The sequence below is a fragment of the Streptomyces liliifuscus genome, from assembly GCF_016598615.1.
GTDB classification, from domain to species: Bacteria; Actinomycetota; Actinomycetes; order Streptomycetales; family Streptomycetaceae; genus Streptomyces; species Streptomyces liliifuscus.
Window position 1 is genome coordinate 5,305,964 of the sequence record NZ_CP066831.1, and the last position, 11,971, is coordinate 5,317,934.

Below are 11,971 nucleotides of genomic sequence, written 5' to 3' on the forward strand. Positions count from 1 at the left end.
GCCGCCCGTTCCCTTCCTCCCCCATGCCTCCGCTTACAGCTCCTCACAGGCCGAACAGCCGCGCCCCGTTGTCATGACAGACCGCCCGGAGCCACTCGTCCCCCAGGCCGAGCCCTTCCAGCACACGCAGCTGATGGACGTACGGATAGGGGATGTTGGGGAAGTCGGTCCCGAGCAGGATCCGGTCACCGAGATCGGCGATCCGGGGGAGCGCCCTCCGGGGGAACGGCGCGAACTGCTCGCTGAAGTCCGTGAACGCCATCGTCGTGTCCAGCCGCACCTCACCGAACCGCTCGGCAAGACCGAGAAAGTCCTCGTACTCCGGCATCCCCATGTGCGCGAACACCAGCCGCAGCCGCGGATGCCGCGCGAGCACCCGCCCGATCGGATCGGGCCCGGTGTGCTTGCCGGGCGAGGGCCCCGAACCGCAGTGGATCACGACCGGTATCCCGGCCTCGGCGAGCAACCCCCAGGCCGGATCCAGGAGTTCGTCGGCCGGGTCGTACGCCCCCACCTGGACGTGCGCCTTGAAGACCCGCGCGCCCTCGTCCACCGCCCTCTGGACGTACGCCGCCACGCCCGGCTCCGGAAAGAGGGTCGCCGTGTGCAGACAGTCGGGGGTCCGGCCGGCGAACTCGACAGCCCACTGGTTCAGCCACTCGGCCATGCCCGGCTTGTGCGGGTAGAGCATCGAGGTGAACGCCCGCACCCCGAACTCCCGGAGCAGCCCGACCCGTTCAAGCTCCTCGGCCCGGTAGGTGATGGGCCACTCGACACCACCGGTCAGCGGCCCGAGCGCGTCGAAGTAGTCCCAGACCTTCTTCAGCACCCGCTCGGGCATGAAGTGGGTATGGACGTCGACGAGCCCGGGAAGCCCGAGCCCTTCCCAGAACCGCCGCACTTCACGGGCCTCGTCAGTCCCTTGCACCAGGCCCCTCCTGTCGTCGTCCCCGGCTGTGTTGTCGCTCCCGTCCCCTCCATTGACTCCGTCAGCCGTGCTCACGCTCGAACCCATGGCTTCGCTCGACCTTGGCGACATGCAGGGTGTAGCGCTCGTACCACTCGGCACGCCCGCGCTTCTGCGCCGCCAGGTGCTCGGCATTGCTCCGCCACTCCTCGACGGCGTCCGCGTCACGGAAGTAGCCGACGGTGATGGACAGCCCGCCGGGGGAACCCGCGTGGTCCATCCCGAGGTACCCCGGAATCTTCTCCACCAGCTCCTCCATCCGCTCATTGGTCTCGCCGTATCCTCCGGCCACCCCGTCCCGCCCACCCTCCTCCGTCTTGACCGAGGTGAACACGACGGCGTAGTAGGGCGGTTCGTACGCGGCGACGGGCACGGCGGGAGTGACGGAGGCGGGAGCGGAGGCAAGGCCAGGGGCGGCGGGAGCAGGGGCGGCGGGGGTGTGGGCGGCGGGGGTGTGGGCAACAGAGGCACCGTCGGCGACAGGTGCAATGGAGTGATCGCTCATGTCGCCCACTCTCGGCCCCGCCGTCACGCCGCGTCCAGGGTCTTTGCCGAAGGGGATCCCGGAGGGATCGATCTCTTGACCATTCCTCCCCGCCTCCATCCCTCCCTCAGAAGAGCCCGCCCTGAACACCACCGAACTCCCTTACGGGCACGGTGACTTCACCACGCTTATCCCGCTCGGCCCCGCCGGTCCCGGTCAGTTCCCAGCCGGTCATGAGCCGCGTGTCGAGCACGACGACCCCGCGCCCGGTCCGCAGATGCAGATCGGGCCCGGCGGCGGCGACGAGTTCCCCGCTCACGACACCGCCCGCCACGAGCTCACCGACGACACCGGCGGCGGGCGGCAACCCATCGAGCCCGAAGACCTCCGCATGATCGACGGCCACGAACGGCATCCGCTCCAACGCCTCCGGCCACCCGCCCAGCCCCGCGGCCAGGGCATGCAGTTCCCGGACCTCCGCCACCCGAACCCCCGCGTCGGGCAACTCGCTCCGCACGGCCCGCTTGGCGTCGTACGGAATCCGGTCCGGCACCCCCAGCGCCGTACGCAGCAACTCCTCACTCCGCCTGGCGGCCATCAGCGGTCCCCGCCCGAGCCAGGTGAAGACGACGGCGCCCTGCTCCAGCAGCCGGGCGGACCCACGCTCGACGGCGGTGATCCCGACCTTGACCAGCCCGGGTCCGAACCACGCCAGATAGACGGAGTAGGGCCGTGGATCGTCGGCGATGGTGTCCGCGGCCACGGAGTGGGCCCGGTCCAGCCGCCCGCACTCCTCGCACCGGGCCCCGACGCTCCGCCCGGACACCGCGACCCGCGAAGGACAGCTGTTCCCCCGCGCCCCCACACATGTCCGCCCGCCCTCACCGACAACGGCGAACGCAACCCGCTTCCCCCACGGCAACGCACTTCGACGCCCCCCGTCCCACGTCAGCACGGGCCCTTCTCCGCCCCACCGAAGCCCCGTGCACTTCCACACCTGTGCCATCACTCACGAGCGTAGAGGGCACCACTGACAACGCGACGTCCTCGGGCAACACGACTGCCGTCACACCACGGACTCAGAGGATGCCGACCCCAGGGCGGCATCCGGCTGCGGCACCCCCTGCACCCCTTGAGCCCCGTGGGCTCCCTGGGCGGAAACAGCCACACCGGTGCTCACCGAACGCCCCCGCCCGGCCAGCCGGCACCCCACACACGCGGGATGCCCGGCCCTCGCGCCCCGATCCCGCACCCGCATGCCCCGTTCCGCCACCGGCCGGATCCCGGGCGGTTTGCCCCACCCCGCCAGATGAAGCCCCCAGGTCACCAGAACATTGAGCCCCACGACACCGAGCCCCAGCCAGATCCAGGCCGCGGACCCCAGACACATGCCGACCCCGGCCACCGACGTGCCCACGACAGCCACAGCGCAACCGGTCCACCCGGCGACGGTGTGCCCCTCATCATGGTGATGCCCGCTCATGTACGTACCTCCTGACCGACTGGTCGACGCACGACCAGGATCCACGGGATCCTCTTAGTACGTAAGAATTTTACCTTACGAACTAAGAGATCTTCCAGAGGCCGGGCAGGGAGAGAATGCGGAGCGAGACAAGAAGAAGGAGAAGCGGGTGAGCGAGAAGAGGGCGAGCGAGAGTGGCTCGGGCCCGCGGCAGCGCCCGCCGGCCACCCCGGCGGAGACCCTCTCGGCGATGGACCACGTCATCGCCACGAGCATGGTCGCCCAGCACGAGATGGCCCAGCGCCTGGGCATGAACGCCTCGGACCTGACCTGCTTCGGCTTCATCCTGGAAGCGGGCGAGCACCTGCTCACGGCGGGCGACCTGGCCACCCGCGCCCATGTCACCACCGGCGCGGTCACCGGTATCGTCAACCGCCTGGAACGCGCGGGCTATGTGACCCGCCGACCCGACCCGTCCGACCGCCGCCGCGTACGCATCGCCGCGGTCCCGGCCGCGGTCGACCGCGTCACCGCCCTCTACGGCCCGTACTACGCCCGCCTGAACCAACAGTTCAACGACTACTCCCCCACCGAAATCGCCGTCCTGAATGACTGGTTCACCCGAACCGGCAAGCTGATGAGCGACTACCTCGAAGAGATCCGCGAAACCTGACCGCCAGACTTCCCCGCCACACACCCCAACGGCCGCCCACCCCAACACAAGAGGCCCCGGACTCACCGTCCGGGGCCTCTTACCTGTGTGCACTCGGCAGGATTCGAACCTGCAACCTTCTGATCCGTAGCTCTATAGAGATCGGTCAGCGACGGTCATACGGGCCGCGCTATGGGTCTATAGGGGAGCTACGGGACGGGACCGGTTGCTGTGGTTGCTGTACTTCGCTGCTGTACCAACGCCTCAGGGCTTCGCCCTTGTCAGGTTGATCCCACTGCGGCTTCGTCCTGCACGATGCGATCCGGGAACCTCAGACAGGGCGCGAAGGTTCGCCTGGATCCACGCACATCCGCCCCTGTTGGTGTCAGCCATTGACGTCAGACGACCAACCAAGCCTTACGGACGTTCGCTCTTGTGGGCGTCGAGCCATACTTGGTCCACGACCCGGAGGGAGGCTTGGCCATTCATCTCCGGAGCATCACTCTCGGTGATGTTGATCGTTGCGCTATAGCGGTAACGTCCAGCCTTTGATGCTGTGATCGGGAACTGGGCTACAAGCGCCAGCCTGCCCGGCAGGCCGGTGTTCTTGATCTCGGTCACCGCACTGCTCTGCTCAACGAAGAAGACGACTTCCCCCGACTCGTTCGTCACAACGATGCGCACCTTAGCGGTACGCCCCAACTTCAACACGGCGCCGTCATCGTCATCATCGACGATCATGACCAGTGCCGGGCTTACTGTGGCGGGAAAACGCTCAACCACGGTGGCTTGCGGGCTAAACCCAACGAGAGCCAGAGATCCGCGGCCGTCGAAGGTAGCGCCCTCGGCGAAGCCCATGAAGGTGATTTGCGGACTCATAGAGCTGTTACCACCAGTTCTTCGTGCTTGCGACCTGCCGCTTCGCGCAGGTGTCCGTGTCCGTTGGGAGTCAACAAACCACCGCGCGAAGGACGCAGCAGCCATACGGGGACAGACGAGGTGCGACGAGATGCCAGCAGAGGCAGGACGTGAACCTCAGCTAGAGAATCCCGTTCCCCAACCGGGGCTCCCGCGCCTGGCCGACACTCAAGCTTGGCCCAATCGACCGACAGGAACACAAGCTGCTTCTGGGTGTCGATCTCGGTGACGCAGGCCGGTCCTACAAGCTCGCTCTCGGGCTCGTAGACCTCAACCCTCATGTTGACTGCTAGCGGCCCGCTGACATCCTCGAAGCCAGCCCGCGTCCCGTTGCCCCGAACCCGTACGTTTGGGTCGATCTCGATCCGCGTAGTCACTTTGTCCTCTTCTCAGGCACGTCATCGAACGCTTCGAGGAATCGCTCCACGTCTTCGAGAGTAGGCGCCGAAGAGCCGAAGTCGACAGAGTAATGTTCGGGCACTTCGTCTCCGTCCTCGTCCTTCCTGAAGGTGAACTTACGCTCTAGTAGCTTCTCCGCCCTAGTGCATACGTAGTACGCCTTGTTACTGCTTGGGTTGATGCCCTGCAACTCTGAAGCGGCCAACAACCTCTGCTTGAGATCATCTACCGCCTCGCCGGGGTTCTGAACGTCAGCGAATACTGACAGCGAGTAGTCCCCGGTGTCTCGGAAGTCCTGATTGAGACGTTTGAGGCACCGCTCTGGATCCATCGGCTTGAAGCGAAGCACCAAAGCATCAGGAGGGACCTCCGCTTCTGATGACATGTCCGGCAGTGTAGGTCCAAGCCTGATCCCATCAGGCGATAACAGCAAATGATCACCTAGGCGGACATAGGCTCTGCACACCACGCTATTGCGGGTACAGATCACGCGTGCGGCTGTCTCACTGATCAGCCACCAGCAACCTCGCTTCCATCCCGTCCGCCGTCGACCCACACACCGTGGAGCAGGCGTGGTTCATGGCGTCCAGGTGGAGCGCACCACTGTACGAACGACCTGGACGCCATGGGCCACGTCTGCTCGGCTCTGCCTGGGTCGGCGGTGGAGGGGATGGAAGCTCCCCACGCACGCCACTACTCGACCGGCACCCGCGAGCGGCGCCCCCTCCATCCCGGAGTCGGAGCGCCCCCGCCGGAGGCACCTCTGTGACCGCGACCGCGTTCGCGCGGTGATCGCCACTCAAGGAATCTGGCTGCTCACTCATGGGCGCGCGTCGGCGTAGCGCCCGCAGCGCGGGCCGAAGGCATGAGCGCGGAGGGCGGCGGAGCCGGGAGCGCGCCCGGCGGAGCGGAGCGCAGCCGGGCTTGATGAAGTAGGGAAAGTTCTATCCCGCTGGGATGAGGCGCTTGCCGTCGTGGCTTCGCACGTGAGGCCCGTTGCCGTCCAAGACATCCAAGACTCTGATCGCGAAGACCTCGGACATGCGCTCGCGGACTTCGTCGGGCGTGAGCCATTCGACGGCGGTTGACTCACTGGACGTGCGCTCGGTGCCGGCCGATGGCTCGCAGCGGAAGACCAGGGCCACGACACCCAGGTTCATGTTCTTGTAGACGCCTGTGAGTTGGCGGACGTCCACCTTGATGCCGGTCTCTTCGAAGACCTCGCGTACGACACCTGTCCGTGGGTCCTCGTGCAGTTCCAGGACGCCGCCGGGTGGCTCCCAGGTCCCGTTGTCCGCCCTGCGGATAGCAAGGATTCTGCCGTCCCCACGAACGGTGATTCCTGCGACCGACACCGAGTGTCTTGGGCTCTCTGGCACTCCCCCGCGCTCCCGCTACGCGGCTAGGTCGCCCGGCGCCTGGCCGTGCTCGAGGTAGACCGGCGCGCTCTCGGCGCGGGCCTCGATCGCAGCGACGATCCGTCGGGCTAGTCGCGGGATGGTGCGGTCTGCGATCTCGCTCGGGGAGACGAACCTGATGGCCTTCAGCTCGTCGGCCTGCAGGTGGATGCCCTCCACTGTCTCCGGAGCGAGTTCGCCGCCGTCAAACAGGTACAGAACCTTGTCACCCTCGGCACCGTTGGGCGCCCAGTCGACGGCCAGGAGGCGGCCGAGCACGGGCGTGATCCCCAGCTCCTCGCGTACCTCTCGGCTGGCCGCGTGCAGTGGGGATTCGCCGGTCTCGACGTACCCACCGGGGATGTCCCAGTAGTCCTTGTACGTGGGCTCCACCATGAGGACGCGCCCGCCCGCATCAAAGAAAAGCGCACCCGCAGCCATGCGCGGATGCGCCATCTTCGCTTCGTGCTCGTTCGCTGCCATGCAGCCGAGCGTACCCACCTAGACCACGTGTAGCCGATCGGCCAGCCCTGCCATGGCCTGGCTCGGCCGGTCCCGGTGGTTCCGGACCCACGTGAGGACCAGCTCACGCGCCAAATAGTGGCTGCGTACCTGTTCAGGGGCCCAAGACTCGGCCTCAAGGATCATTGCCAATGCGTCATCGATGCGGTTGTGGGCACTGAGCGCCCGAGCAACCTCGATGTTGTGTCGCGTCCGCCGCTCTGTCGGGAGGCTGCTTGTGTCGACCTGCGGTCCCAGGTCGATAGCCACCTGCATGTCCCCCAGCTCGGCCGCGGTGGCCACACGGTGGATGTCGACGTTGGTCGGGCCGAAGGCGGTCCACATGTAGTTCGCGTCCCGTCCGAGCATTCGCGCCGCCCTGTCGGCTTCGGCGAGGAACTCGCGCACGGTCGAGCGGTCATCTGCCCGGGCTCCCGCCATCGAGCCAGCGAGGAAGAGCGTTCCGTAGATCGACAGGAAGTCGAGGCTGGCGCCGGTGCGCCCGGGCCGAAGGTAGTCGGCTGCGTCGCCTACGAGCTGTACGGCGGCGTCAAAGCGGCCGGTCGTCAGGAGGCAGTGGGCCACGGATCGGAAGAGGGATCCGGTCACCGCCGGGTTGCCGGACTGCTGTGCTGCGCCCAATCCGCGGTCGGCTGCGATCCATGCGAGGTCCACCTCGCCCACCTTGCCGAGCACCATGGCGGCGCTCTGGTAGGTCAACGCCAATAGCTCGTTGGCCTGCTCGCGGTCGGTGCCTTCGTACGCTTGCGCTGCAATGAGTGCGTCGGCTAGCAGCAGAGGGAGGCGGCGGGTCGCGAAGCCGTAGCGGGAAGCCTGGTAGGCATCCATGACCTCCGTGACGCTGCTTCGCAGTTCCCCCAGCTGCGTGGGCTCCCCCTCGGTCGGGAGTCCCAACAGGGGCGTGAGTTGGCGGTAGTTCATCAGGGCCGAACGGAGTGCCGGCACCGTACGGTTGCCGCTGTCCTGGGTCCAGTCCATGAGAGTCGGTTCGGCAAGCAAGTCTCCGAGAGACACGTCGAGCGCGTCCGCCAGGGACTTGATGACCGAGAGGCGGTCCAGCTCCAGGCGATTGTTCTCGGCCTTGCTCAGCCAGTCGACCGTTCGGCCGACAAGCCCCGCCAACACCTCCTGGGACATGCCGCGCCTGCGGCGGTACCAAGCAACTCGCTCACCGATCGTCAGGTTCGTCGTCATTCCTCGCATGGGAAGAGCGTCCCCCCATCTCCCAGTACGGCCCCGGAGAGTTTTTCCGGGGTGGTGAGTCGGTCCGGTCCTAGCGTTGATGACAAGCCGAGGGGCTGTCAGATCGAGAGGGCGACGAAAGGGCCGTGACCGTGCTGAGCCCGGCAGAGCAGCGAGAACTGATCGACCAGATAAGGGGGCTTGGTGATGAGCTGGCAGCGGTCGCACGCCGAGCTGAAGCCGTGGTCATCGCCCTCGCGCCTGCTGTCGAACCAAGTCCTCCAGCTGATCCATCCGCTCCGCAAGGCGGCGTACGTCCCGACGAACCTCGGACAGGTACTCCGTGATCTGCTCGAACTCGGGGCTGCGCTTGCTGGGGCCACCTTCCCCCGGCAGCGCTGCGAAGCTGCCTTTGCCCTGGTGAGAGATCGCGTAGCCATCTTCGCGGAGACGCGAGATCGCCTGCCGGGCCACTGTTCGAGACACAGAGTGCTGTGTCATCAGCTCCGCCTCAGACGGCAACTTCTCGCCCGGTGCTAGCTCTCCGTCGCGGATCCGGCTCTTGAACTCATCCGCGATCTGCAAGTACGCGGCGCGCCCGGCGGTGAAGTCGGCCATAGCCCCTCTCAGTGGTTGTCGTACCTAGTGCAGCACATTGCACGGACACCCGTCGAGAGAACCACTTGACACGCCAAGTAGTACAGGTTCATTCTCTTCTCAAGATGACGTACTAAGTACGTCAAGTTCAGCGACTCTAGGAGCGCTCCATGCGTCAGATTCCCGTCGACACCGCCAACGCCACCGTGATGGTCGCCAAGGCTCCCCAGCCCAAGGTGAAGGACCGTCGTACCGGCGAGATCGCTCTCGACAAGGACGGCGTCACTCTGATGACCGTGGAGGTCATGTTCTCCACGCCCGAGGAGGTGGAGATCCTCAAGCTCACCGTTCCGCAGCCCGGCGTCTCCGAGGACCTGACGATGGGCACCCCGGTCGCCCTGACGGGCCTGGTCGCCTCGGCGTGGGAGAACGAGTTCAACGGGCAGAAGCGGCACGGGATCGCGTTCCGTGCGGTCGCTGTCACCTCCCTCGCCGCCGCTGCCTCGAACGCCAAGGCGGCCTGATCGTGACCGCCTTCACGGTCGCTCTGGTGTTGGTCGTCGCTGCCGCGGGTCTTCTGCGGTGGCGGCGCCCCGCCTGGTACTGGCTGACCTTCGGCGTCGTCCTCGCCGCGCTGCGGGTCGCCTTCCGCTACGCCTCCGTCATGGATGCCTGCGGGCTGACCGTTCCGCCTTCGCGCTGGCGTCTCGCCCTCGCCCGGGTCGCCAACCGTCCGGTTCCCGAGTCCCGCGCACCGCGCATCCTGCGGCTGCGTCCCACCCGGACCGGCCTGGTGCTGCGGCTCAAGCTCCGCCCTGGACAGGACGCCTTCGATGTCTCGGCCGCCACCGACCGGCTGCGCCACTCCTTCGGGATGTACGGCGTCACCTCCCGCGAACTGCGGTCCGGCGTCGTCGAGTTGAGGATGACCGGCTACGACGTCCTCCAGCGGGTGCAGATGCCCGCCACGGTCGACCGCGCTCCGATGCGCATCCCGGTCGCGCTGCGCGAGGACGGTGCGATCCACTACCGCGACTACCGGACTGTTCCGCACGGGCTCACGCTCGGCGCCACCGAGTCGGGCAAGTCCGTGTATCAGCGCAACCTGGTCGCCGGACTCGCCGCGCAGGACGTCGCCCTGGTCGGTATCGACTGCAAGCAGGGAGTGGAACTCTTCCCGCTGGCACGCCGGTTCTCCGCGCTCGCCGACAACCCGGATGCCGCCCTCGACCTGCTGGAAGCGCTCGTGACGCACATGGAGGACATCTACCAGCTCATCCGTGCTCAGCAGCGCATCAGCGTCAACGTGCCGGATGCGGAGATCGCCGCCGACATCTGGGATCTTCCTGCGGACCTGCGCCCGGTACCGGTCGTCGTCCTGGTCGACGAGGTCGCCGAACTCGCCCTGTTCGCTTCGAAGGAGGAGGAGAAGCGTCGGGATCGCATCATCACCGCGCTGGTCCGCCTCGCCCAGCTCGGCCGGGCGTCCGGGATCTACCTGGAGATCTGCGGGCAGCGCTTCGGCTCCGAACTCGGCAAGGGCATCACCATGCTCCGCGCCCAGCTCACCGGCCGCACCGCCCACCGCGTCAACGACGAAGCCTCCGCGAACATGGCCTTCGGCGACATCGCCCCCGACGCCGTCCTTGCTGCCATCCAGATCCCCACCGAGACCCCCGGCATCGCCGTCACCGGCGACTCCTCCGGCGGCTGGGCCCGCATCCGCGCCCCGCACACCTCACTGCGCCAGGCCGTGAACATCTGCAACCGGCACGCCGACCGCACCCCGGACCTGCCCGCACTCGCAGCCTTCCGGCCCGCCGTCGCCCCGCTGCCCTCGGCCCGCGTTCCGCTGTCCAAGACGGCACCCGCCACCGCCTGACCCCTCCCTCTCCATCGGTCGGCGTGACCGTCTCGCGCCGGGTCCCTACCCGCCCCATGCCCAAAACAGGAGGTGACTGAATGACCCGCTCGATCCGCCCAGACGCCGTCCTCGTGCAAGCCGTGATCGCCGGAGCGCTGTCCTTCGCCCACCTGCACGACCTCGCCGCCGCTGCCGGACAAGACGGCTGGAAAGCCTGGGCCTACCCCATCTCGGTTGACCTGCTCCTGGTCGCCGCGTGGCGTCGGCTGCGTACCGATGGCCCGTCGCGGCTGGCCTGGTGCTGGTTCCTGATCGCGCTCGTGGCCTCGCTCGGCGCCAACGTCGCCACCGCCGGACTTCTCAATCTCAACGACGTTCCGGCCTGGCTGCGCATCCTGGTCGCCGCCTGGCCTGCGCTGGCCTTCATGGGCGGCACGCTCCTCGCCCACTCGTCCACGGCCGAAGACCAGGTGCCGGATCCGCCGGCACCCGCAGCCCCCGAGTCCGCTCCGGAGGTCCCGGAACCTGCGGCCTCCGCCCCGGACCGGGAGCCTGCCGAGATCCCCGCGGCTGAAGACATCCCGGCCCTGCCCGCCGACCCGACCCCGACGGCTCCGGCGGTCCCGGCCGCCCTGGTCGACCACGCCCGCAAGGTCGCCGCCGACCACCAGGCCCGTACCGGGTCCCGGATCGACGTCGACACCCTGCGCGCTCGCCTCGGTGTCCCGCCGCAGCTCGCCGACGCCATCGCCGCCCAACTCACCTGATCAGGAAGGAGACCGACATGCCTGCCCGCGACCACTTCCACTCGCTGATGCAGATAGGCCCGGTGCAGATCGGCACCCACCGCGACCGGCACGGCCAGACCAAGCACGCCGCCGTGTGCACCGCCGACCGCTGCGGCTGGTCGTCCGACTTCACGAGCCAGACCGCCGCCCAGCTCGCGGCCCGCACCCACCGCTGCAAGGTCCGCTAGGAGGCCATCGCCATGGACGTCCCGCTCTGGCTCGCCCTCGCCGTCGTCGGCTACCTCGGCATCAAGCTCATCCGCCCGCCCTGGTGGCTCGTGGCCGTGCTCCTCCTCGGCGGCTACCTCCTCGCCGACAGCCTGCTCGCCCCGGTCATCGACACCGCCGTCAAGTAACCACCAGCGAAGGGAGATCCACCATGTTCCGCCCCAAGGTTCCGACCATGCCCCAGCCCACCGGCGTCGTCACGCCGCCCGCCGTCGTCGAGCCGACCGCAGCGGTCCAGCATGCTCCGGCGGCCCCCGCGCCCAGGTCGGCCCCGGCTCCGACCCGGCCGACCGTCCAGCTCACCCCCGGCGCCGTCGTCGCCCTCGTCGGCGGTGGCACGGCCGTGGTCCTGGTCGTCGGCGCCGTCCTCGTCTCGATGCTCCTCGCGGTCGCCATCACCGGCGCATCCGTCGCCATCTGCGCCCTGGTCATCCGCTCACTCATCACCAGCGAGGCAAAGCGCCGCTGACCGGCCCCCGGGCGGCCTCAACCGCCAAGTCTCCGCCGCCCG

General features: G+C 67.8%; 17 protein-coding genes. 7 read left to right on the plus strand and 10 right to left on the minus strand.

Translation table 11 applies throughout. The annotated features are described in order from the left end of the window. Positions 1 to 43: 43 nt before the first annotated feature. The 4 genes from JEQ17_RS22540 to JEQ17_RS50125 all read right to left on the minus strand — a co-directional run bounded on the left by JEQ17_RS22540 (position 44) and on the right by JEQ17_RS50125 (position 2,934). On the minus strand, positions 44 to 928 hold the full coding sequence (locus JEQ17_RS22540; protein ID WP_234048318.1) for an amidohydrolase family protein: 885 nt from the start codon (positions 926 to 928) through the stop codon (positions 44 to 46). A gap of 61 nt (positions 929 to 989) precedes the next feature. Beyond that, the gene (locus tag JEQ17_RS22545) at positions 990 to 1,472 is read right to left on the minus strand and encodes an antibiotic biosynthesis monooxygenase family protein (RefSeq protein WP_234048319.1); all 483 of its coding nucleotides are present in this window, start codon (positions 1,470 to 1,472) and stop codon (positions 990 to 992) included. A gap of 106 nt (positions 1,473 to 1,578) precedes the next feature. Continuing rightward, complete coding sequence (locus tag JEQ17_RS22550; protein WP_200396903.1) at positions 1,579 to 2,457, minus strand: DUF2797 domain-containing protein; 879 nt, start codon at positions 2,455 to 2,457, stop codon at positions 1,579 to 1,581. Between the two features lie 60 nt (positions 2,458 to 2,517). Continuing rightward, positions 2,518 to 2,934: an HGxxPAAW family protein gene (locus tag JEQ17_RS50125; RefSeq protein WP_234048320.1), complete on the minus strand. Its 417-nt coding sequence runs from the start codon at positions 2,932 to 2,934 to the stop codon at positions 2,518 to 2,520. A 229-nt stretch (positions 2,935 to 3,163) separates the two neighbouring features. On the opposite strand from JEQ17_RS50125, the gene JEQ17_RS22555 reads away from it, so the two are divergent. Beyond that, positions 3,164 to 3,586, plus strand: coding sequence for a MarR family winged helix-turn-helix transcriptional regulator (locus JEQ17_RS22555; protein ID WP_200401655.1), 423 nt, complete (start codon positions 3,164 to 3,166; stop codon positions 3,584 to 3,586). Between the two features lie 396 nt (positions 3,587 to 3,982). Here JEQ17_RS22555 and JEQ17_RS22560 read toward each other — a convergent pair whose 3' ends face one another. The 6 genes from JEQ17_RS22560 to JEQ17_RS22585 all read right to left on the minus strand — a co-directional run bounded on the left by JEQ17_RS22560 (position 3,983) and on the right by JEQ17_RS22585 (position 8,601). Then, positions 3,983 to 4,444: a hypothetical protein gene (locus JEQ17_RS22560; protein ID WP_200396904.1), complete on the minus strand. Its 462-nt coding sequence runs from the start codon at positions 4,442 to 4,444 to the stop codon at positions 3,983 to 3,985. A 412-nt stretch (positions 4,445 to 4,856) separates the two neighbouring features. After that, positions 4,857 to 5,267 (minus strand): hypothetical protein, encoded by a 411-nt coding sequence (locus tag JEQ17_RS22565; RefSeq protein WP_200396905.1) that lies wholly within the window; start codon positions 5,265 to 5,267, stop codon positions 4,857 to 4,859. 559 nt (positions 5,268 to 5,826) lie between these two features. Next, complete coding sequence (locus JEQ17_RS22570) at positions 5,827 to 6,237, minus strand: NUDIX hydrolase (protein ID WP_200396906.1); 411 nt, start codon at positions 6,235 to 6,237, stop codon at positions 5,827 to 5,829. Between the two features lie 39 nt (positions 6,238 to 6,276). Further along, on the minus strand, positions 6,277 to 6,762 hold the full coding sequence (locus JEQ17_RS22575) for an NUDIX domain-containing protein (protein WP_200396907.1): 486 nt from the start codon (positions 6,760 to 6,762) through the stop codon (positions 6,277 to 6,279). A gap of 18 nt (positions 6,763 to 6,780) precedes the next feature. Then, positions 6,781 to 7,995 carry a helix-turn-helix domain-containing protein gene (locus JEQ17_RS22580; RefSeq protein WP_200396908.1) on the minus strand — a complete coding sequence of 405 codons (1,215 nt, stop codon included), beginning with the start codon at positions 7,993 to 7,995 and terminating at the stop codon, positions 6,781 to 6,783. Between the two features lie 234 nt (positions 7,996 to 8,229). Beyond that, entirely contained in the window at positions 8,230 to 8,601 is a 372-nt protein-coding gene (locus JEQ17_RS22585) for a winged helix-turn-helix domain-containing protein (protein WP_200396909.1), read from the minus strand. 149 nt (positions 8,602 to 8,750) lie between these two features. Here JEQ17_RS22585 and JEQ17_RS22590 point away from each other — a divergent pair, with 149 nt between their 5' ends. The 6 genes from JEQ17_RS22590 (at position 8,751) to JEQ17_RS22615 (ending at position 11,929) form a co-directional block, all read left to right on the plus strand. After that, the gene (locus JEQ17_RS22590; RefSeq protein WP_200396910.1) at positions 8,751 to 9,104 is read left to right on the plus strand and encodes an SCO3933 family regulatory protein; all 354 of its coding nucleotides are present in this window, start codon (positions 8,751 to 8,753) and stop codon (positions 9,102 to 9,104) included. Positions 9,105 to 9,106: 2 nt separating this feature from the next. Further along, positions 9,107 to 10,462, plus strand: a complete 1,356-nt coding sequence (locus JEQ17_RS22595; protein WP_200396911.1) for an FtsK/SpoIIIE domain-containing protein — start codon at positions 9,107 to 9,109, stop codon at positions 10,460 to 10,462. Between the two features lie 80 nt (positions 10,463 to 10,542). Next, on the plus strand, positions 10,543 to 11,211 hold the full coding sequence (locus tag JEQ17_RS22600; protein WP_200396912.1) for a DUF2637 domain-containing protein: 669 nt from the start codon (positions 10,543 to 10,545) through the stop codon (positions 11,209 to 11,211). A 17-nt stretch (positions 11,212 to 11,228) separates the two neighbouring features. After that, positions 11,229 to 11,420: a mobile element transfer protein gene (locus JEQ17_RS22605; RefSeq protein ID WP_200396913.1), complete on the plus strand. Its 192-nt coding sequence runs from the start codon at positions 11,229 to 11,231 to the stop codon at positions 11,418 to 11,420. Positions 11,421 to 11,432: 12 nt separating this feature from the next. Then, positions 11,433 to 11,588 carry a hypothetical protein gene (locus tag JEQ17_RS22610; RefSeq protein WP_200396914.1) on the plus strand — a complete coding sequence of 52 codons (156 nt, stop codon included), beginning with the start codon at positions 11,433 to 11,435 and terminating at the stop codon, positions 11,586 to 11,588. Between the two features lie 23 nt (positions 11,589 to 11,611). Further along, positions 11,612 to 11,929 carry a SpdD-like protein gene (locus JEQ17_RS22615; RefSeq protein WP_200396915.1) on the plus strand — a complete coding sequence of 106 codons (318 nt, stop codon included), beginning with the start codon at positions 11,612 to 11,614 and terminating at the stop codon, positions 11,927 to 11,929. The last annotated feature ends 42 nt before the right edge of the window (positions 11,930 to 11,971 follow it).